The sequence below is a fragment of the Candidatus Methanoplasma termitum genome, assembly GCF_000800805.1.
Lineage (GTDB): Archaea > Thermoplasmatota > Thermoplasmata > Methanomassiliicoccales > Methanomethylophilaceae > Methanoplasma > Methanoplasma termitum.
This window is the reverse complement of the sequence record NZ_CP010070.1, coordinates 323,477-345,390: the sequence shown is the minus strand read 5'-3', so window position 1 is coordinate 345,390 and position 21,914 is coordinate 323,477. Positions and strand designations below refer to the sequence as shown.

Here is a 21,914-nt window from a genome sequence, read left to right as displayed (position 1 = left end):
TCATACACCCAATCCTGGAGTGTCTATTCCTGTTGTTTCCTTTATGCCGAGCATCAGGTTCATGCATTGAACAGCCTGGCCTGATGCCCCCTTAACGAGATTGTCTAAAACTCCGAATGCCACTACTTTGTTCCCTATAACGTTGGATCCAACGTGCGCATGGTTGGAGCCGACGACGGCACGGATGGACGGTTCCTTAACGTAATGGACGAAATGCTCTTCGCCGTACTGTTTCTCAAAGATCTTTGCTATCTCTTCATCGGACATATCTTTCTTTAAGTTCATGTAACACGACGAAAGTATCCCGCGCACGATCGGTAGGAGCTGAGGTACCATCGTCACTTTGACACCGCCCTTTGTGATGTCTCCGATCGTTTGCTCGATCTCCGGCGTGTGGCGGTGAGTTCCTACACTATATGGGATGAGCGACTCACCGCAGAACGGATGGTGAAGGCGTGCGGACGGCACCATTCCCGCGCCGGACGTTCCGCTCTTGGCATCGGCAATGATATCGGTTTCGACAACGCCCGCTTTTACCAGCGGTGTGCATGCAAGGATTATCGATGTTGCATAGCATCCAGGGTTTGCGACCAGGTCCGCATTCTTTATCTTACTGCGGAAGAACTCCGGGAGTCCGTAAACGGAACTCTTCAGATTCTTCGCGTCTGTCTGCTCATGTCCGTACCACTTAGCATATTCGGCCTTGTCGCGCAGACGGTAATCCCCCGACAGGTCGATCACCTTGACGCCTGATTCCATCAGCTGCGGGACTTCGTCCATCGCTACGCCGTGGGGAGTGGCGACAAACACGAGGTCGAGATCCTTGGTGTCGCTTATCTTCTCGGTAAAACGGATATCAGAATAACCCTTCAGGAATGTCTGAAGTTCGGACACCTTCTTTCCGGCATTCTGACGCGAAGTAAGTGCTGCCAGTTCTACTTCCGGATGTGTACAGAGCATGCGTGATAACTCACTCCCCGTATATCCTGTTCCCCCGATTATTCCTACCTTGTCCATTTTGTGAACTTCCTATGTCCAAAGTTAATAATGGTGCAGTATAAAACACTGATATATGTGATGTGTCTTAAACAAAACATGTGTTGTCCAAAAAGTTGCTGACGTAACAGAAATGGCGACATGATAACGCAATGTGGCCACAGTAACAACAGTGTCACTACACGTCCCGATCAATGAAACGACAACTCTTCAAAACAACTGTTTAAATAAAGAAGATTTTTATGGTTAATGGATACAATGGCTAGCAATGCAAAAAAGACCGATCCAAAAAGTAATGCAGAACGGGAAAAGGTTGTTTTGGCGTATTCCGGAGGATTGGACACATCTATCGCAATAAAATGGATCCAAGATAAGTACGATCTTGACGTTATCGCTGTGGCGATCGACGTCGGGCAGCCGCCGAGCAGTGATGATATCATCGCACGTGCCATAAGGAACGGTGCCGAGAAGGCACAGCTCATAGAGGCGAAGGACGAATTTGTCAACGAATATATCTGGCCGGCGCTGAAAGCGAACGCCATGTATCAGAACATCTACCCGCTCAGCACTTCCATCGCAAGACCGCTGATAGCAAAGAAATTGGTCGAGGTCGCAAAGAAAGAGGGTGCAAAATACGTTGCCCACGGATGCACCGGAAAGGGCAACGATCAGGTGAGGTTCGATGTGGGGATAGTTTCGATGGACCCGGACCTCAAGATCATAGCGCCCATCAGAGAATGGGTCATGACCCGTGAGGAAGAGATCGATTACGCTAACAAGAATAAGATCGAGATAATCGTCAAAAAGAACAGCATTTATTCAAGGGATGAGAACCTTTGGGGCGCATCATGCGAAGCGGGCGTGCTGGAGGACGCATGGACAGAGCCTCCCAAGGATGTTTGGGTACACACAGTTGACCCAAAGGACGCTCCGAACGAACCGGAGTATGTCGAGATAGATTTTGAAAAAGGCATACCTGTCGGACTGAACGGAAAACGCATGAAAGGTGTCGAGCTCATCGAATCACTTTACAAGATCGCCGGAAGGAACGGGGTCGGACGCATCGATCACATAGAGGACCGCCTGGTCGGAATAAAGAGCAGGGAGACATACGAATGCCCCGCTTCCATTGTCCTGATAACGGCGCACCGCGCCCTTGAGGCCATGACGCTCACAAAGGATGTCATAGAATACAAGAGAGGCATCGAACAAAAGCTCTCCCAGCTGATCTATGACGGGTTGTGGTTCGGCGGGCTCCGTGAGCCGATATGTGCGTTCGTTGACAAAACGCAAGAATTTGTCACCGGCAAGATAAGGGTCAGACTTCACAAGGGAAGCTGCATGGTCGTAGGCCGCAAGTCCCCATACTCGTTATACGATGTCGGATTGTCCACATACGGAAAGGGTGACAGCTTCGACCACAACGCAGCCGTCGGTTTCATTTACTGCTGGGGACTGCCGGACAGAACGGCCGCAAAGGCACGCAAAAAGAAGTGATGACATGGCAAAACAGGCTCTTTGGTCGGGAAGGTTCGAAAACGAGGCGGACGAGTCCACATTCAGATTCACTTCATCCCTGGATGTCGACTCGGCGCTTGCGTTCTATGATGTCATGGGTTCGCTTGCCCATGTCAGAATGCTGAAGAAACAGAAGATAATCCCCGCCAAAGATGCCGACGAGATCATAAACGGATTGATTAGGATAGTCAAAAAAATGGAAGACGGAGATTTCAACGTGGACGAATCTCTGGAAGATATCCACACCAACATCGAATTCAAGCTCACAGAGATGATAGGTCCGGTCGGAGGCAAACTGCATACCGGACGCAGCAGGAACGACCAGGTTGCCACAGATCTCAAAATGTATCTGAGAGATATCATCCTTGAGGCTGTGATCGACATAGATACGCTTGCAACGAGCTTGCTCAGGATAGCGGAGGAACACGGCGATACTATAATGCCCGGCTTCACCCACATGCAGCATGCCCAGCCCGTGACGCTTGCGCAGCATATGTTGGCGCACGTGTTCAGGCTGTCGAGGGATGCCGACAGATTCATTGACGCTTTCGACAGAATGAACAGGTGTCCGCTCGGTTCGGCGGCATTGGCGGGCACAACATACCCGATAGACAGAAAAATGACATCGGACGCACTTGCTTTCAAATCCCCCACACAGAACTCGATGGACTCGGTGGCTTCAAGGGACAATGTTTCGGAAACGCTGTTCTGCGCCTCCATGACAGCTTTGGACATGTCCTCGATATGCGAAGAATTGATCCTGTGGTCGTCCCAGGAATTCGGATTCATCGAGATGGCCGACGCATATACGACCGGTTCATCCATAATGCCTCAGAAGAAGAACCCCGATGTCGCAGAGCTGATAAGAGGAAGGACCGGTACGGTCGTAGGAAATCTTGTCTCGATGATGATGACCATGAAAGGGCTTCCGCTGTCCTATAACAGGGACCTTCAGGAAGATAAGGAACCTGTCATGAACTCGATGGTGATAATTTCAGACAGCGCAAATATGCTTTCAAAAGTTGTTTCGACGATGAAAGTCAACAAAGAGGCCATGCAAAAGGCAGCGGAAAAAGGTTTCATAAATGCCACGGACCTTGCCGACTATCTTGTTGTAAAAGGAATACCTTTCAGGGAAGCGCACAGCATCGTCGGTGAGAGCGTAAGATACTGCATCGAGAAAGGTAAAACACTGGAAGAACTGACCCTTGAAGAATACAAGAAGTTCTCCGGCTCAATAAAAAAAGATGTTTATGATGTCATATCGCCGAAGGCGTGCGTTGAAAGGCGCATATCATACGGAGGCACGTCTTCCGGGTCCACCGATATGCAGATCACCGAAGCTATAGGTGCGATAATGGAAAGGGACAGCAAGATAAGATTGGAGACCCAGCTGATAGAAAAATGCTGGGATGACCTGCTGAAAGATGTTTGATCAGACCTTTTTTAAGGCCTGCTCCAGATCTGCGATTATATCCTTTATGTTCTCGCATCCTATCGAGAGACGGATCGTATTGCGGTTGATCTTCTGCTCCTCGAGCTCTTTGTCGTTCAACTGACCGTGGGTCGTGGTAGCAGGGTGTATGACCAGCGATTTCATGTCTGCCACGTTTGCGACAAGGGAGAAAAGCTTCAGACTGTCAATGAACTTTATCGCCTCTTTCTCCCCTCCTTTTATGTCGAATGTGAAGATCGAACCTGCCCCGTTGGGGAAGTTCTTCATGTACAACTCATGGCTGGGTTGATCCTCGAGCGATGGGTGGTTGACCTTCATAACCTTGGGGTGGCCGTTCAGATAATTGACCACTTCCAACGCATTCTGCACATGCCTTTCGACACGCAGGGATAATGTCTCAAGCCCCTGGAGGAGAGAGAATGCCGCGATCGGCGATATCACCGCGCCGGTGTCCCTGAGCAGGATCGCCCTTATTCTTGCCGTAAAGGCAGCGGGTCCTGCGGATTCATAAAAGCTCAGCCCGTGGTAGCTTGGATCCGGATCCACGATGTCGGGATACCTTCCGCTGCCTGCCCAATCAAACTTACCGCTCTCGATTATCACTCCGCCGAGGACGACCCCATGCCCTCCGATGAATTTCGTCGCCGATTCCACCACGATGTCTGCACCATGTTCCAGAGGTCTGTAAAGATATGGCGTCGCAAAGGTATTGTCAACGACCAGGATGATCCCTTTTTTGTGGGCTATTTCCGCCACTTTCTCGACATCGATAAAATCCGAATTGGGATTTCCGAACGTCTCAATGAACACCGCTTTGGTGTTCTTTTTTATTGCCTTCTCAAAGTTCTTTAGGTCGATCGGATCGACAAAGGTTGTTTTCACACCTTGTTTCTCGAATGTATGTGCAAGGAAGTTGTAAGTTCCGCCATAAATGTTGTTGGCAGCCACTATGTGGTCTCCCGCGGACGCCACGTTCTGAAGAGTGTAGGTGATGGCTGCGGCCCCCGATGCTGTTGCCAGCGCTGCCGAACCTCCTTCAAGTGCGGCCATGCGGTCTTCCAGGACCGCTTGGGTATCGTTCGTAAGACGGCCGTATATGTTTCCGGGTTTTGAGAGTGCGAATCTTTCTGTTGCGTCCTTGCAATCTTTAAAGACATACGCCGATGTGAGATAGATCGGTGTCGCCCTCGCACCGGAGAGGGGGTCCGGTGTCTCCTGTCCTTTGTGCAGCTGCAGGGTCTCGAACCTTAACTTTTTCTTGTTTGTCGGGCCTGAAGGTATGTTTTCTTTATTCGATCCGCTCAGGGTAAAACCTCTGAATGAGCATTAATAACATTTTATATTAATATATCCAGCACCGGATACCGATCAATCGAAATCCGTTCTGTCATTCTGGACTATATCGAATTTGACGCCTGCGGATGTGAGAAGTCCTCTGATGGTCTCTGTCAGCCTTGACATATCGGTAGTTTTACTGTATGCCTTGAGATAGAATTCTTTGCGGTCCATCGGGAATATGAGCCTCATCTTTCCCTTTCTGTTGTACCCTTCGGGCTTACGGTTCCTCTCAAGATCGACCATGTTCATGTCGACGAACATTTGAAAGATCTCCTCTTCTTCGGGCATCTGTCCGATCTCCTCAAGCAGGGCCCTGAGGATATCCGGGAATACAGGTGCAAGGTTCTTGTAATCCGATTTTCCCTTTAGAACAAAATGAGTACTGAAGATCTTCATCGATCATGTTTAGGATGAAGTTTTATTTATTTTCTTGGTTAATCAAAAATGTCGCTGTTTTTTAGGATCAATACGTACTTTCGGTACTTTCGGTGACCCCCCGCTTAAGCTTATAAGCATAGCCAGACATGAAGTTCTGTCGTAAGGATGGGAAGCCCCGGTACCGGAGTCTTTCCAGGATACGGCACCGGGAACCATCTGGTAGAAGGTGATATTAATGACCGGAGATCAGAGCGGCACCTCAGTCCGCATTAGGATCGGGGACGTGATCATTACGATCCGTCAATGATCCAATGTGGCGTTTGATCCATGATACAAATCAAGTCCCTTCGGGGACTGCAAACCTCTTACCGCTCAGCTATTTGTGTACATGTTTAAATAATATTCATTCAAATAAAAATAGACGGATCCTTACATTCTTGTTGATCAAGACCGTTCCTGCTTTAAATATGATGATGCAATTTGCCAATCATGAAGACGGCACTTACCATCGCAGGATCCGACTCCGTTGGAGGAGCGGGGATTCAGGCCGACATAAAGGCAATGGCCTCGGTGGGGGTTCACGCCGCGACCGTCATAACAGCGGTCACGGTACAGAATACAAGAGAGGTTGGAAGCATCCTGCCCATTCCCGAAGAGATCATAAAAGAGCAGTTGGAAGCTGTTCTCAAAGACTGCAAGATCAATGCGATAAAGACAGGAATGTTGTACAGCGCAGATATAGTAGGTGTGGTCGCAGATGTGCTGGAAGACCATGAGATGCCTCTCATCATAGATCCGGTCATGGTGGCGACGGTCGGCAGTTCACTTTCCAAAGATGATCTGGTAAAGTCGCTGAAAAAGGATCTTCTTCCTATGTGCGAATTGGTCACCCCGAACAAGTTTGAGGCGGAGGCCTTGTCGGGGATGAAAATAAAGAACGAGGACGATGCCATGCTGGCCTGCGAACTTATCGGGAAGCAGGGTTCATCGGTACTCCTCAAAGGCGGGCATATGGACTCGAGAAATGTCGTCGATTACCTTTACCTTTCATCGGAGTTCACAAAGATGAGTAAGCCGCGCCTCAACAAAGCGGGTCACGGGAGCGGGTGCGTCCTTTCTTCATATATCACTGCCAACATGGCAATGGGGCTTGACCTTGTCAATTCGGTCTTGAGATCGAGAGAATTGATACAGCGCTCCATCGAGACGCAGTATGAAATAGGTAAGGGAGAATTGATCGTCAACCCGATGGCTTCATTTTCACCGTCTAACGAGAAGAGTTCGGCCAAATTCGATGTTCTGGATTCGATCGATGCGGCTGCGGAAAAACTTGTTAACGTGCTTCCGAGCAACCTTGTTCCAAAAAAAGGAGTTAACATCGCCTACGCTACAAAAGGAGCTGCGGGCCCCGAGGATGTTGCCGGAATAGATCAGAGAATAACACTTAAGAACGGCAGGCTTGTGAAGAACGGACCCGCGAAGTTCGGTGCCGCAGGACATCTGTCCTTTATTCTGCTCGAGATAATGAAAAAGGATCCTTCGATGAGATGCATCATAAGTATCGCCCCCGCCGGAGATACGTTGGACCTCCTTGAAGAAGTGGGGATGAATACTGTGCTTTCCGGAAGGAAGGGCAACCCGATGTGGGGTGCCGCTACGAAGGAACTCCTCGGAAAGACAAAGGTAGTTCCGGATGCGATCTACGACACGGACCAGAAGAACGGTAAGACCATCAAGATGCTGGGGAAGGATCCGCAGGAAGTATTGTCCAAGTTGAGTTCGATATTGAATTGAAAAATTTTAAAAGGGTTAAAACCGGGTTTACTTGGCCGAAACAAGTGTTATCTCGAAGTACAGATCCTGATTGTATCTCTCCGCAACGACCTGAGTTGTGAAGGATGAACCGCTCAGTGCTGTGATGTAGAACTTCGAGGTACCGAAGTCCACCAAGATCAACTGAATACCGGATCCGTTGGATATTGTGTTTGAGATGACATAGTTGAATGTTATTTGGCCGTTCTGCACGGAAGTAACCTTCAGGGCCACTTTTCCGAAGTCGCTGTCAACTGCCGTATACTCACTGCCAGGCTGAGGCATGTAGTTCATCGTTATCGAATTACCGTTGGTCGAATTGACCGTCGCGGTCGCCGGCCATCCGTAGACACTCTTGTCTAAGGTAGTGATGGTGGATGCGTTCGGTGTGAAGCCATAGAGGGCGCTGAACTGCGCCTGGGTCAGGTTCTCTGTTGTCGGCATTGTGTTGCCGTTCATCTGCACTGTCTGCGGCGTAGAGGGTGCTGTATACCCTTCGCCGGCCGGTATCACGATCCTTTTCGTCTCTCCGACCTTCATGCCTATTACCGCATTGTTGAACCCTGGAAGCAATGTGCCGTCGCCGATCTTGAAATTCAAGGTCGTATAGGCACTTTGGTCTCCCCTGCCGGTGAAGTCATTGCTCTTTGTCACGTTGTCGTCGTTTGCGACTGACCACTTGCTTGTGTCGAAGACAACAGCGTTGTTTTCACCGAACGGAGCATAGAATGTGCCGATGTAATCCACTGACACCGAGCTGCCGTTAACGGCTGCCGTGCTGTCCGTTCGGAAGTTGTCGTTGTAAATCATCGCACCCGTAACGGCGCATACAGCCAATATGAACACTATGAGACATGTCCAGAATATTGGGTCTCTGTCCTTTTTGACCTTTTTCTCATCGTCAGCCATTATACCGATTCTTGCAATGAATATTCCCTATAAAAACATATTTAACAGTTTTAACCTGACCTCAACGTTTCCTGCTTCAGATTCTGTACATTAAATCATTTGACACCTGAGCCATTGCGTGTTTTGCACTGTGCCATAAACGTGCATTCATCCTGAGGAAAATATTACCTCTGCACCTTGTAGAAATATGGTCCGGCATATGGCTCGTGGGTCTTTGAGTATGTCCATTCAAAATTGACGCTTGTCAAGGTTATATCTGTAAGCATATCCAAGTCCTCTGAGGTTATCATTGAAGCGTCATTAATTCGATATGCAGTGGCCTTTTTTGTATTATTATCCAGCAAAATTGCATCCATTTTGCACTGTTCGTCAAAAGCGTCTCTTGCACGATCCCCCTCAACATAGTCGATTATCCCAATTTCTTTATCGAAAGCATTCCAAAGGAATCCCTGCAAGTGCAGGCAAGCTGTATATAGGGAGTCTCCTTGTTTATCGGCAGGAACAAAATTTTTGAACCACTCATCCTTATGATTCCATGACTCATCTGACGAAAGGAAGGATACTTTGATGTCCTTTTTCTGAATTTGATTAATAAAATCAATTACTCTAATACTCATTTTCGAATCAAATACGTGTTGGTTTTATTAACATGTTTGTCGCAACTGCTCGGGGGGTCTTGTTAGACCCATGAAGTCTTTTATATATTACTCTCAACATGCGATAGAACAGAATCGGCTCTCTTTCTGTGGAGAAGCTGAAAAACAAAAAGGAACACTGGTCTCATGAGAGTACTGTACATTCACGCCGACTCAATGGAGTTCGAATCGAAAGAAAAAACGAAGGTTGCCGAGCAGATACCGAACGAGATGCACAACGGGAAGATGGAAGAGGTCCTCGTTGTATTCATCACGGTCGAAAGCGATGATGAGAATAAGATCCTGCAGGTCGCGACCGAAGCCGCCAAGGATATCATAGCAACAAAGGAGAAGGTCGGCGCGGAACGTGTCATGCTCTACCCGTACGCCCATCTGAGCAGCGACCTTGCAAAACCGAAAGCCAGCATCGAAATGCTCGACATGATGAAAAAAATGATCGCCGCTTCCGGAACTGAGGTCTCCCGTGCACCGTTCGGGTGGTACAAGGCGTTCGATATCAAATGCAAAGGCCACCCGCTCTCGGAACTCTCCAGAGATTTCAAAGGCAAGGAGGAGAAATCCGCTCCGAAAGGAAAGGATGTTTACTTCGTGCTGAAAGCCGATGGGAAGGAGATATCGATCGAGAATTACAAGAAAGGCTCCGATTGCATGATGAGCATGATCGACAAAGAAGCGCTTGGAAAAGAAGCGCCTTCCGCCGGAGAACCGGAGTACCTCAGACTCTGCAAGAAGTTCGGCATCCAGTGGGAATCAATGTCGGATGTGGGGCACATGTGCCTTTCCCCTCCCGCAGCCATGATGTTCGACCTGATATCCGATTACTCCACAATGATAGTCAACAACTCAGGTATAGATGTTTACAACGTCAAGGGAACGAACATGTTCTCTCTCAGCGAGCCGGCGGTCAAGGAGCACGCAGACCTTTTCGGCGACAGGCTTTACACAATAAACACCGAGAAAAGGAGCTTCATCATGAGATATGCGGCCTGCCACCAGCAGTTCGCAATGATCAGGAACTGGAACATAAGCCACAAACAGATGCCTTTCGGGGCATTCGAGGTGGCGGACGCGTACAGGCTGGAACAATCCGGAGAGACCATGCTTTGCTTCAGAACAAGGAGGCTCAATATGCCCGACTTCCACGTTATGTGTTCGGACATACCGGAAGCACAGGATTACTTCACCCTGCTCGACAACAAGATCTACGACGAGATAGAGAACATCGGAAGAGATTACGACATGCTTGCCAACTTCTCGTCCAGAAAGGCCTTCGAGGACAACAAGGAAATGATGATGAACCTCTGCAAGATCCACAAGAAGGATGCTTTGATCCATATCTACCCGGAAGGCATCAACTACTATTGGACAGTGAACATCGAATACCACATGCTGGATCAGATGAAGAGACCGAGAGAGATCGGTACCGTTCAGATCGACATAGGGAATGCGAAGAGGTTCGGAATAACATATGTTGACGAGAACGGCGAGAGGCAGCATCCGATAATACTTCACTGCGCTGTGATAGGATCGATAGAGAGATTCATGTATGCCATGCTGGACACCGCGGTGCAGATAGAGAAGACCGGCGTTCCGGGGTACCTCCCTACATGGGTCGTTCCGGAGCAGATACGTCTTATGCCCATGTCCGAGGAATACGTCCCGGCCGCCAAAGAGATGGCCAAGGACCTGAGATCGAAGAACCTCAGGGTATCGCTTGATGATACCGACGCAACCGTCGGAAAGAAGGTCAGAAGGGCAAAACAGGACTGGTGCGCATACAGTGCGGTCATAGGGGAGAACGAGCTTAAGAGCGGTAAACTGAAAGTTTACGTCAGGTCTGAGAACAAAGATGTCGACATGACCGCTGACGAGCTGGTCTCCAGAATAAAGAAAGAGACGGAAGGCTACCCCGTGCGCCAGATGTATCTTCCGACAGATCTCAGCAAGCGCTGCGAATTCTGATCAAAACAAGGTGGTGATCCCACCTTTTTCATATATCCTGCTTGAAGTAGCAAAATATACATGTTTCCGTGAACACACCTTCACGATTCACGTTCAGCTCGGAGAATATTATTAGTGTGTCGATGATTCGGTACCATGTTTGAACTCTGCGTGATAACAGACCGCACCCTGTCCAACGGCCTGTCGGAGGCCGAGGTCGCAAGACTTGCATACGCCGGAGGCGCCGATATAGTGCAGCTGAGGATGAAGAATTCTGATGGGAAAGAGATGCTCGAACAGGCGATAAAGATCAAAGCCATCGCCGATGAGTACGCAAAATTCTTCATTGTCAACGACAGAGTGGATATCGCTCTCTTATCTGACGCGGACGGTGTTCATCTCGGCCAGTCCGATATACCCATAGAGTACGCCAGGGAGCTTCTCGGGGACGATAAGATCATCGGCATATCTGCACATAACGTTAAAGAGGCAAAGGAGGCGGAGTCAAAAGGTGCGGATTATATCGGCGTCGGTTCCGTTTTCACAACATCCACAAAAAAGGATGCACACCAGGGTCAGGGCCTTGACATCGTATTCAAGATAAAACAGGCCGTGGATATCCCCATCATTGCGATAGGCGGGATTAACAGAGGCAACATACAAGATGTCATCAGGGCCGGCGCAGACGGCGTTGCGGTCATTTCCGCTGTGGTCGCACAGAAAGATGTCTCTGCCGCCGCTCACGAGCTCAGGGACATGATCCTGAAAGTAAGACCTAATATCTGAGAATCCTTAAGGTAATTGCATGAAGGTCAACGGAAAATATGTGGAACTGGTCGCACCGATGACGGTGACCGATCTTATTCTGAACACCGGATATAAGCAGGACAGGGTGGCCGTTGAACTTAACGGAAAGATCGTTCCGCGTTCGAAATATTCCGCCACCTTTTTGGAAAAAAGCGACTCCGTTGAGATCGTAGGGTTCGTCGGTGGTGGATGATGCCCCCGAACAAAGAAGAATTGGATAATGCTCTCTGCACCAGGCACTCACCAGACATCCACAATAAAATAAAAAAAGCGAAAATAGGGATCGCCGGACTAGGAGGCCTCGGGTCGAACATCGCCGCTATGCTCGTCAGAGCCGGGATATCCGATCTGACGGTCGCGGACTTCGATGTTGTTGACATTACGAACATAAACAGACAGAATTATTTCCTTGACCAGATAGGAAGACCAAAGGTCGATGCTACCGAAGAACTACTGAAAAGGATCAATCCATACATTTCCGTCGAGAAACACAACATTAAGTTGAGTGCTTCCGACATACCCGTCATCTTCGGCGGATGCGATGTCGTCTGTGAAGCTTTTGACGCTCCGTCTCAAAAAGCAATGCTGATCAACACGCTGATGGAAAAATGTCCAGGCGTTAAGGTGGTGTCGGGATCGGGGATGGCCGGATTCGGAAGATCCAATGAAATAAAAACAGAAAGATTATTCGCTGACCTGTATATCTCGGGTGACGGCGTCGATATGGAAGACGTTAAAGGCGGCATTATGGCGCCGAGGGTCAATATATGCGCCGCACATATGGCGAACACCGTGATATCTTTACTGATGAATGGAGAATTGTGAACAATGACAGATGAGCTCAGGATCGGCAACAAGAAGTTCAATTCCAGATTCATACTCGGTTCGGGAAAGTTCTCTCTCGAAATGACAAAAGCGGTCATGGAGAACGGCGGGGTGGAGATCGCCACGCTTGCTGTGAGAAGGGCGAACGCCGGAGGAGAAGAGAACATCCTCGATTATATCCCGAAGGGCCTTACGTTGCTGCCTAACACATCGGGTGCGAGGAATGCGGAAGAAGCTGTAAGGATAGCCATGCTGGCAAGAGAGCTCGGATGCGGCGATATGATAAAGATAGAGATAATCCGGGACTCGAGATACCTCCTTCCGGATAATTGCGAGACGATCAAGGCCACCGAGATACTTGCCGATGAAGGGTTCATCGTCATGCCGTACATGATGCCGGATCTTTCGGCGGCACGCTCGATGGCGGATGCGGGAGCGGCAGCGATAATGCCGCTGGGTGCGCCTATAGGGAGCAACAAAGGATTGCTTACAAAAGATTTCATTAAAATAATGATAGATGAGCTGGATCTTCCGATAATCGTGGACGCCGGCATCGGAAAGCCGTCCCAGGCGTGCGAGGCGATGGAATTGGGTTGTGCAGCCGTTATGGCGAACACTGCCATAGCCACTGCCGGGAACATACCGATGATGGCAACCGCCTTCAAACTGGCCATCGAAGCGGGACGCATGGCGTTCATTTCTAAACCCGGCAGGGTCCTCCACAAAGGAGGAGAGGCGTCGAGTCCGCTTACCGGATTCCTTGAGGATGTGAAATGACAAAAAAGTTCACCGACGCGGAAGAATACTTCAATCACATGGAAACGATAAGATCCGACATAATGGAGAACACCCTGTCAACTGTCTCCGAGGTCGATCTTTCGACCATCACGCAAAGAGATGTCAGGAATGCACTCAATTCAGAACGACTTGATATCAACGGGTTCGCATCTCTGATATCACCGGCCGCAGAGAGCTTCCTTGAAGAGATGGCTCAAAGAGCCAGACAAGAAAAAGAAAGATATTTTGGCAACTCAGTTAACATATTCACCCCGCTTTACACATCCAACCATTGCGATAACGGCTGCATGTACTGCGGTTTCAACAAGAACAACAAGATACATCGCGCCAGGCTCTCCCCGAAAGATATTGAAGCGGAGATGTCGAACATCGCCGGGTCCGGCCTTACTGAGATATTGATCCTTACCGGCGAGTCAAGGAAAATGTCTGACACAAAATTCATAAACGAATGTGTAAGGACCGCAACGAAATATTTCAGAAATGTGGGCGTTGAAGTATACCCCATGAATGTTCAGGAATACAAGGAATTGCACGAGTCGGGCGCAGACTACGTAACGGTCTTTCAGGAGACCTACGACCCGGTGAGGTACGCCGAGCTTCATCCTTTCGGCCCGAAAAGAGTATACTCATACAGATTCAACTCACAGGAAAGGGCGCTGATAGGAGGGATGAGAGGCGTTGCCTTCGGAGCCCTTCTCGGGCTCGGCGATCACAGAAAGGATGCTCTGGCATGCGGGACCCATGCATACCTTCTGCAGAGGAAATACCCTCACGCCGAGATATCTTTCTCCCTTCCCAGATTAAGGCCTTTCATTAACGGGAACTACTCCGCAGAATTGATATCGGAGAGACACCTTCTGCAGATAGCTCTGGCATATCGTATATTCATGCCGTTCTCCGGACAAACGATATCATCAAGAGAGAGTCCCAGATTCAGGGACAACATCGTCGGGCTGAGCGCAACGAAGATCTCCGCGGGAGTATCGGTCGGGATCGGCGGGCATGCAGAGGAAAAGAAGGGTGATGAGCAGTTCAATATCTCCGACCCGAGGAATGTCGAGGATATCAGAAAGGCGTTGACCGAAAGAGGTTTACAACCGGTATTCAATGATTACGTGAGAGTATGATAATCGCCGTCACGGACAGGAAAATAAGCGTCAGACGAGATTTCTTGGAACAGGTTGAGGAAATAGCCGGCGCATCACCGAACATGATCATACTAAGAGAAAAGGATCTCCCGGAACCGGATTATCGATATCTTGCGGTCGAATGCGCAAGGATATGCAGCTGCTATAATGTAGAGTTCTGCGTCAATACTTTTGTGAAGACCGCCGCTTTGATCGGCAACGGACGCATACAGATCTCGTTCGGGTCTCTTAAAGCCGAAAGGGACAGATTGAACGATTTTAAAGAGATCTGGGTCTCTGTGCATTCTCTTAAGGAAGCAGTCGACGCTGAACGCCTGGGGGCAACCCATCTGATATATGGGAACGTGTTCGAGACCTCATGCAAACCCGGTCTGAAAGGAAAGGGGCTTATGGAGCTCGCCGAGATAAGCGACACCGTGAACATCCCGGTCTTTGCGGTCGGCGGTATAGATATCATCAATTCAAGGAAAGTATTGGAAACGGGTTGCGACGGGTTGTGTGTGAGAAGCCTTCTTATGACGTCGGAGAATCCCAGAGAGAAGATCGGGTTTTTGAAAAGAGACCTCGAAGAAAGGAAAAGGTCAAAGAAATAAGAGAATGAAAATATGCCCGATCTTACTCGGGCTGTTTCGGTGTGTTCCTGTGCAGGATCTTCGGTCCTTTCCAGTTCAGGTCGCCGAGAAGGTGCATCGCCGCCGGTACGATGTACGTACGAACGAGCAGCGCATCGACCAATATCGCAAAACACAGCGCAAATCCGAACTGCTGAAGCATTGATGTGCTCGACAGCATCAGAGTACCGAATGCACCGCCCATGATCAGACCGCATATCGTTATCACCGATCCAGAATGGGTGACAGCGTATGTTATCGCCTCATCGTTGGTCTTTCCCTTGTACAGGCGGTTCTCCTTGATACGTGTGGTCAGCAGGATATCATAATCCATTCCCAGTCCCAGACACACCACGATCAGGATGATGGGGATTATCCACATCACGCCGTCTCCCAATATGGAGCCGAATATTATGTGCGTTATCGCCACTGTCCATACCACACTCATCAAAATAGTGAGTACCGAACGGAACGGCGTCACATAGGATTTCATAACAAAGAACAGCAGGATCAGGATCAGCACTACCGCAAGCACTTCTACCTTCAGGAACTCCTTGTTGACCTGTTCGGATATCTCATACATCACGGCGGCGCTTCCCGTAAGCCACTTCGCTTTGATCATGTCCTGGTGGCTGTTGACGAAACCGTTCAACTTGCCGTCCATGAATTTTATTGTATCCATCGAACGATCAGCCATCGCCTGATCTTTTGTTATCAGCGTGTATTTGACAAATGTTATCGGGGTTGATCCCGTAGCAGCATCCTGTGTTCCGCCGACGGATGACGTAAGCACGCTGTTCACTACATAGTCCATTATGCCTGTCAGGGTCGGATCGTTATAGGCTGCACCGGTCATGGCGGAGTACGTCGCAACTATGTTCTGCATAGGGTCTGTTGATGTCAGGACTATCATCACTTGCTTTCCGAGCGAGTTCGGCAAAATATGCGTCGCAACGAACGAGTATACCGCAATGGTATAGTCAAGGTTGGACATCGTTGCAGTGGGACTTCCGATCGCAGCGGCGGCATATGCAGCCAATTGTGACCATTGATATACTCCCCACACCTCTCCGACATTATCGTCGCCGTGGGTCAACTGAGAATAAAGACTGCCGTCTTCCGAATTAAGCGATGTCGGGCTCACAGTAAGACTATCAAGATAACCTTTCCCCGGCTCCGTATCGGCCCATTTGATCACGGGGAAACCGTTTGATTGTGTAACTTCGCCGATCGAGTCATTAAGCTCGAATACTCCATAGTTGGGGCTGATCGCCCCGCCGTTAGAGTATCCCTCCATCGTCTGCAGTCCATCAATGGCCTCTCCCGAAGACATTGCTCCGACCATGTCATAGGATGACTGGGATGTTGACATTATATACACTGCAGGCACCGTTATAAGCACTGCCGCGAGGATTATTATTTTTGCGCGTTTTATCGAGAACTTGACCGATCTCAGGAAATATCTGTGCCCTATGCGCGCCACCTTTCCGTGCCATCCCCGGTCTGCTTTTCCGCCCTCTCTGAGCGATTCCGATCTTGTCGGCCAGAAAAGCTTCTCTCCCGCCAAAGCGAGTATAGATGATATCAGCGTAAGTGCCGCAAGCAACGCTATTATAATGCCTATTGCAAGCACAACGCCCATTGAGCTCACCATTGAGAATGAGCAAATGGTCATTGCGCCGAAACCGATTATGACCGCTATTCCGGATGTGGTGATGGATTCTCCGGCCCATGTCACCGCACTCTTGAGTGCATGCTCATGGTCCGCTCCATGGCGTACACGCTCCTCTCTATATCTGGCTAAAATGAAGATGCAATAATCGCACCCCGCGCCCAGCATAGAGACGACCAGCATCATTTCGACCATGTACGGAATGTTCATCAGGAAACTTCCGATCAGGAACATCACACACATTGCTATACCGAATGCTGCGCCTATGGTTATCGGCGGCATGGCAGATGTTACGAAGGATCTGAAGAACAGCCCCACGAGTATCAATATCATCAGGATCGAAAATACGTCTATCTTCGAAATGTCTTTGGCCGCTCCTGTCGAAGTATCGAAGGTTATTGCCTGCGACCCGGTTACATATGTGGTCACTCCGGAGATGTTGTTTTCTGATAGTACGTTGCCGATGAAGTCCCTGAGGTTCTGAGTGTCATCACTCACTATCAGTCCGTTATCGATCGCCGTGCTGTTGTATACGATAGCATAAAGGGCGACTCCCTCGTGAGTGCTCGGATCGTCATTGAGATAATAAGTGCCGTATTGCTGGAATGCTATGATCTTGCCGACCGTCTGCTGTTCGCCGTTCTCATCTTTATATGTGTAAGTGAACTTGGAAAGCTCGGCTTTGACCAAATTGCCGATGGCCATCGCACCCATCTCTCCGTCTGTGGCACTGTTCCCCGCGGAGTTGAAACTCACGACCAAAATGGCGGCGGAATCGATACTGGTGCTTGAACTCCCGAAATACTGGTCCATCACATCCATGCCTTCGAGCGATTCAGCATGAGGTCCCGCCATGTTGTCGGTGCTGTAATCCAGTACCTCCCCTACTTTAAGAAGACCCGGAACTGCACAGATCAACAGTATGATCCATATCGCAATTATTAATTTAGAACGTTTCCAAATTATGTCCGCAAGTCTTTCGAATATCATTAAGCCGTGGTCAATACATACGTTATATTTAATCTTCTCAAATCGACCCTCCCATTATTTTTAATATTGTATTTTGATTGTAAGGGCGATAATAATGGTAGACGAAAAAGTGATCAAAGCGGCACAGGAAAAGTACGGCGAACTACTAAGACAGCAGCTCAAACGGGTCGAAGATCTCAAAAAAGAAGGGGATTGGATCGACTACTCCAAATTGGACAAACTCATAATCGGGGTTTGCGGAGGAGACGGTATAGGGCCGTACATTTGTGCATCGGCCCAAAAGGTCATGGAGTTCCTTCTTGCCGATAAGATCAAAGCAAAGAAGGCAGAGGTCAGGATCATTGACGGACTTACCATTGAGAGAAGAGCCGCGGTATTGAAAGCGATACCCGATGACACTCTTGCAGAGCTGAAAAAATGCCACGTTATATTGAAGGGCCCGACCACCACCCCGAGCAAAGGGGACGGATGGCCCAACATCGAGAGCGCTAACGTTGCGATGAGAAAGCAATTGGATCTCTTTGCGAACATCAGGCCTGTATCGGTTCCCGAATTGGGGATCAACTGGACCTTCTTCAGAGAGAACACAGAAGGAAGCTATGCTCTCGGAAGCAACGGGATCGAGGTCACGGACGATCTCGCGATGGACTTCTGCGTAGCAACAAAACAAGGTACCGACAGGATAATAACCGCCGCTTTCGAATTCGCAAAGAACAGCGGGCTGAATTACCTTTCGCTGGTCACAAAAGCCAATATTATCAAGACCACAGACGGAAAATTCCTTTCTACGATGGAAAGGATCGCCAAGGATTATCCGATGGTGAAATGGGACAGCTGGTTCATTGACATAATGACCGCAAAACTGATAGATCCGGCGAGAAGATCCGACTTCAAGGTGTTCGTTCTTCCCAACCTATACGGCGACATCCTTACGGACGAGGCCGCACAGATACAGGGCGGCGTAGGAACTGCGGGAAGCGCCAACGTCGGAAAGAGATATGCCATGTTCGAGGCCATCCACGGATCCGCTCCGAGGATGGTGGACGAGGGAAGAGCCCAGTACGCAGACCCGTGCAGCATGATCAAGGCCGTGGCATTGATGATGGACCACATAGGCGAGGCGGAGAAAGGAAAGAAGCTGAATATGGCACTTGATGTTTGTGTGCAGTTCGAAAGGAAGCTTGTGATGACCGGAAGGAACACCGGCGCCACCGGCGATGAGTTCGCTCAGTACATCATGGACACAATAAAGAGGCCGGATCTTGAGAAGGTCTGGAACGGGTACATCGAGAAAGCAAAAGCTTCCAAAAAGAATAATTAAATAATTCTGATGGGCACCGGCCCATCTTTCTTTTTGTTTATCCCGTTATGTACAGTCCCGCTGCTTCTTTGTCCTTGTATCGGAGCTTTTTGGGCGCAACATTCATGGATATCTTTTTTCCTCTCCACTCCGCCCCCGTCATTGCATTCAGAACGGTGTTGACGCTTCCATGGGACACTTCCACATATGACGAAGACTGCCCGAGCCCGACCCTTCCCAAAGAGTCGTCGTCGAGGGATGCGTTCTTTTTGATGAACATAGATAATTGCGAGCGGCTGAATTTATCCTCTTTCCCGAGATTGATCTGAAGGGGGACCATCTTATTCTGGGATCCGGCATCTGTCTGGGGTACCGCAACCGGTGCAGCTGCCGCCCTTTCAACGACTGTCCTCTCAATGGGCTTTGTTTCTTCTCTTTCACTGAGTACCAGATCATCCGGGACCATGGGAGATATTGTTTTTCCCATCTCGCGCTCGCATATTTTTATGAAGCGTTTCTCCGGCTTGGTCACAAAAGTTATCGCGATGCCTTTGTTCCCCGCCCTTCCCGTCCTGCCTATCCTGTGCAGATATGTTTCCGCATCGTTGGGGATGTCGTAATTGATCACGCAGTCGATGTTGTTCACATCTATTCCTCTGGCGGCGACATCGGTTGCGATGAGGATCGCGGTTTGATCATCTCTGAATTTCTTTATCGCACGTTCCCTTTTGTTCTGCTCGATGTCCCCGTGTATAATCCCCACTCTGAAATCATCTGAAAGATCATTGTACAGAACATCGACCATCCTTTTTGTCTGGCAAAAAACGATCGCTTTACATCCTTTCCTGAGTATCGCCTTCAGGGCGTGCTCCTTCTTGTCCCTCGGCATCTGGATGTAGTATTGTTCGGTAAGGTCCGAGCATATCTCATCCTTGGATACTGAGATATCCACTCTGTCTTTCATGTACTTGAGTGCAAGGTGTTTCACTTCTTCCGCCATCGTGGCGGATAACAGGAGCGTCTGCCTCTGTTTGGGAACCTCGTCCATTATGAAATTAAGTTCGTCGGCGAATCCCATATCAAGCATCCTGTCGGCTTCGTCGATCACCACAACTGATACCTGTGAAAGGTCCAGAACATCTCTGGTAATGAGGTCTTTAAGTCTTCCGGGAGTTCCGACAACGATGTCCCTTCCTTTGCGGATGTCCTTTATCTGAGCTTCGATGCTCGCTCCGCCGTACACGACCGTACTGCTGTGGCCGGAATATTTTGACAGTTTGTACATCTCATTCTCGATCTGACAGGCCAGTTCCCTCGTGGGCGCGAGTATGAGTGCCGACGGTCTGCGTGACTTTGCCGCCGTGCGCGTCAGAACCACCGAAGCGTAAGCGCCGGTCTTTCCGGTACCGGTCTGCGCTTGTGCTAAAATATCTTTTCCTTCGATACCTGCGGGTATTGCTTCAGTCTGTATCGGGGTCGGCTCGATCCAACCGATCTCCCTCATTGCCTTTACGACGTGTTTGTTTATGCCCAGATCTTCGAATTTTTCCATGTGATCCTTCCAGAAATATTAATCCAAAAACCAGAATGGAAGGATCTCTATGTTCTGACCCCTTGTATTCATTTCAGTATTTAAATGTGACCTTTACTTTAATAATATTTGAACGCTTATAACCTATTTGATTTGGTACAAATGACAGCGCCGACGAGTAAGGACATCCTGGGATTGATAGGCAACACGCCTCTAGTAAGAATAAACAATATGGTCGATAAAAAGGGCGTGGAGATCTGGGCAAAGCTGGAAGGCTTCAACCCCACGGGCAGCATAAAGGATCGGACCGCAATGTCCATGATCAATGCCGCGATACGCGACGGCAGATTGACCAAAGGCAAAACCATCATCGAAGCAACAAGCGGCAACACCGGCATCAGTCTTGCAATGATAGGTCGCGTCTTGGGGTTTGAGGTCGTTATCGTAATGAGCGAGGCCGTAAGCATCGAAAGGCAAAAAATGATAAAAGCTTTCGGCGGACAGATCATTCTCACTCCCGCCGCGGAAGGAACGGACGGTGCCATACGAAAAACGCGCCAGCTGGTCAAAGGTGATCCTGACAAGTATTTCAATCCCGACCAATTCAGCAACGATTTCAATCCCATTGCGCACTATGAAGGCACTGCGGAAGAGATCTGGCAGCAGACCAAGGGCAAGATAACACACATCGTCTGCGCTCTGGGAACAAGCGGCACCATTATGGGCGTCGGAGAGTCATTGAGGAGGAAGAATCCCAACATAAAGATCATCGAAGCACAGCCTATAAAGGGACATTATATTCAGGGTCTGAAGAATATGCAGGAAGCGATAGTGCCTGCCATCTATTACCCCGAGCTGATAGATGAGCATGTCATGATCGAAAGCGAGGAAGCATTCGAGATAAGCCGCCAGATAGCGTTGAAAGAGGGCATCTTGGTCGGGATGTCGGCAGGCGCAGCGATGCTGGCCGCTATGAAGGTAAGTGAAAAGATAGACAAGGGCCTTATCGTGGCAATATTCGCCGACAGGGGAGAGAAATACCTTTCAACGGACCTGTTCAAGGTTTGAGATTGTCCGATCAAAAGACCTGGTGTTCACAATGCATTGCTGCATTAACAGACCTTACGCTCTTCCACTTCTGCAACATACAGTGTCGTGTCGGACCCCCGGGCCTTTTCCCATGAATCGTGCGCATTATTGCCGCGCCGTCCGCTCCCGGATATGCTTT

Annotated in this window: 19 protein-coding genes; 12 read left to right on the top strand and 7 right to left on the bottom strand. The window is 49.2% G+C overall.

Translation table 11 applies throughout. The features are described 5' to 3' along the window. Positions 1-1,017 carry an N-acetyl-gamma-glutamyl-phosphate reductase gene (gene argC / locus Mpt1_RS01585; protein ID WP_048111560.1) on the bottom strand — a complete coding sequence of 339 codons (1,017 nt, stop codon included), beginning with the start codon at positions 1,015-1,017 and terminating at the stop codon, positions 1-3. A gap of 237 nt (positions 1,018-1,254) precedes the next feature. Between argC and Mpt1_RS01580 the strand changes: the two genes are divergently transcribed. Further along, positions 1,255-2,493: an argininosuccinate synthase gene (locus tag Mpt1_RS01580; protein ID WP_048113621.1), complete on the top strand. Its 1,239-nt coding sequence runs from the start codon at positions 1,255-1,257 to the stop codon at positions 2,491-2,493. Between the two features lie 4 nt (positions 2,494-2,497). Continuing rightward, complete coding sequence (gene argH / locus Mpt1_RS01575) at positions 2,498-3,949, top strand: argininosuccinate lyase (protein WP_048111559.1); 1,452 nt, start codon at positions 2,498-2,500, stop codon at positions 3,947-3,949. On the opposite strand, the gene Mpt1_RS01570 is transcribed toward argH, so the two are convergent. Both Mpt1_RS01570 and Mpt1_RS01565 read right to left on the bottom strand, forming a co-directional pair. Then, positions 3,950-5,251, bottom strand: coding sequence for an O-acetylhomoserine aminocarboxypropyltransferase/cysteine synthase family protein (locus tag Mpt1_RS01570; RefSeq protein WP_048111558.1), 1,302 nt, complete (start codon positions 5,249-5,251; stop codon positions 3,950-3,952). Positions 5,252-5,338: 87 nt separating this feature from the next. Further along, positions 5,339-5,704: a hypothetical protein gene (locus Mpt1_RS01565; RefSeq protein ID WP_048111557.1), complete on the bottom strand. Its 366-nt coding sequence runs from the start codon at positions 5,702-5,704 to the stop codon at positions 5,339-5,341. 471 nt (positions 5,705-6,175) lie between these two features. Between Mpt1_RS01565 and thiD the strand changes: the two genes are divergently transcribed. After that, on the top strand, positions 6,176-7,480 hold the full coding sequence (thiD, locus tag Mpt1_RS01560) for a bifunctional hydroxymethylpyrimidine kinase/phosphomethylpyrimidine kinase (RefSeq protein ID WP_048111556.1): 1,305 nt from the start codon (positions 6,176-6,178) through the stop codon (positions 7,478-7,480). Between the two features lie 27 nt (positions 7,481-7,507). Here the strand turns inward: thiD and Mpt1_RS07220 are convergent, their stop codons facing one another. Beyond that, entirely contained in the window at positions 7,508-8,407 is a 900-nt protein-coding gene (locus tag Mpt1_RS07220; protein ID WP_052399223.1) for an FKBP-type peptidyl-prolyl cis-trans isomerase, read from the bottom strand. Positions 8,408-8,571: 164 nt separating this feature from the next. Next, the gene (locus Mpt1_RS01550; RefSeq protein WP_048111555.1) at positions 8,572-9,024 is read right to left on the bottom strand and encodes a DUF4275 family protein; all 453 of its coding nucleotides are present in this window, start codon (positions 9,022-9,024) and stop codon (positions 8,572-8,574) included. A gap of 165 nt (positions 9,025-9,189) precedes the next feature. Between Mpt1_RS01550 and Mpt1_RS01545 the strand changes: the two genes are divergently transcribed. The 7 genes from Mpt1_RS01545 (at position 9,190) to Mpt1_RS01515 (ending at position 15,175) form a co-directional block, all read left to right on the top strand. After that, complete coding sequence (locus Mpt1_RS01545; protein ID WP_048111554.1) at positions 9,190-11,025, top strand: threonine--tRNA ligase; 1,836 nt, start codon at positions 9,190-9,192, stop codon at positions 11,023-11,025. A 135-nt stretch (positions 11,026-11,160) separates the two neighbouring features. Continuing rightward, complete coding sequence (gene thiE, locus Mpt1_RS01540; protein ID WP_048111553.1) at positions 11,161-11,790, top strand: thiamine phosphate synthase; 630 nt, start codon at positions 11,161-11,163, stop codon at positions 11,788-11,790. 19 nt (positions 11,791-11,809) lie between these two features. Next, complete coding sequence (gene thiS, locus Mpt1_RS01535) at positions 11,810-12,004, top strand: sulfur carrier protein ThiS (RefSeq protein WP_048111552.1); 195 nt, start codon at positions 11,810-11,812, stop codon at positions 12,002-12,004. Beyond that, a complete protein-coding gene (thiF, locus tag Mpt1_RS07540; protein ID WP_202965155.1) occupies positions 12,004-12,636 on the top strand; it encodes a sulfur carrier protein ThiS adenylyltransferase ThiF in 633 nt (210 codons plus the stop codon). Before thiS ends, thiF begins: the two co-directional genes overlap by 1 nt. A 3-nt stretch (positions 12,637-12,639) precedes the next feature. Then, positions 12,640-13,413, top strand: coding sequence for a thiazole synthase (locus tag Mpt1_RS07535; protein WP_048111550.1), 774 nt, complete (start codon positions 12,640-12,642; stop codon positions 13,411-13,413). Continuing rightward, on the top strand, positions 13,410-14,561 hold the full coding sequence (thiH, locus tag Mpt1_RS01520; RefSeq protein WP_048111549.1) for a 2-iminoacetate synthase ThiH: 1,152 nt from the start codon (positions 13,410-13,412) through the stop codon (positions 14,559-14,561). Before Mpt1_RS07535 ends, thiH begins: the two co-directional genes overlap by 4 nt. Then, positions 14,558-15,175: a thiamine phosphate synthase gene (locus Mpt1_RS01515; protein ID WP_048111548.1), complete on the top strand. Its 618-nt coding sequence runs from the start codon at positions 14,558-14,560 to the stop codon at positions 15,173-15,175. Before thiH ends, Mpt1_RS01515 begins: the two co-directional genes overlap by 4 nt. Before the next feature lie 22 nt (positions 15,176-15,197). On the opposite strand, the gene Mpt1_RS01510 is transcribed toward Mpt1_RS01515, so the two are convergent. Next, positions 15,198-17,855 (bottom strand): MMPL family transporter, encoded by a 2,658-nt coding sequence (locus Mpt1_RS01510; RefSeq protein WP_048111547.1) that lies wholly within the window; start codon positions 17,853-17,855, stop codon positions 15,198-15,200. Positions 17,856-17,949: 94 nt separating this feature from the next. Between Mpt1_RS01510 and Mpt1_RS01505 the strand changes: the two genes are divergently transcribed. Then, positions 17,950-19,176, top strand: coding sequence for an isocitrate/isopropylmalate family dehydrogenase (locus tag Mpt1_RS01505; RefSeq protein ID WP_048111546.1), 1,227 nt, complete (start codon positions 17,950-17,952; stop codon positions 19,174-19,176). A 37-nt stretch (positions 19,177-19,213) separates the two neighbouring features. Here the strand turns inward: Mpt1_RS01505 and Mpt1_RS01500 are convergent, their stop codons facing one another. Beyond that, the gene (locus tag Mpt1_RS01500) at positions 19,214-20,707 is read right to left on the bottom strand and encodes a DEAD/DEAH box helicase (RefSeq protein ID WP_048111545.1); all 1,494 of its coding nucleotides are present in this window, start codon (positions 20,705-20,707) and stop codon (positions 19,214-19,216) included. Positions 20,708-20,848: 141 nt separating this feature from the next. On the opposite strand from Mpt1_RS01500, the gene Mpt1_RS01495 reads away from it, so the two are divergent. After that, positions 20,849-21,754, top strand: coding sequence for a PLP-dependent cysteine synthase family protein (locus Mpt1_RS01495; RefSeq protein WP_048111544.1), 906 nt, complete (start codon positions 20,849-20,851; stop codon positions 21,752-21,754). The last annotated feature ends 160 nt before the right edge of the window (positions 21,755-21,914 follow it).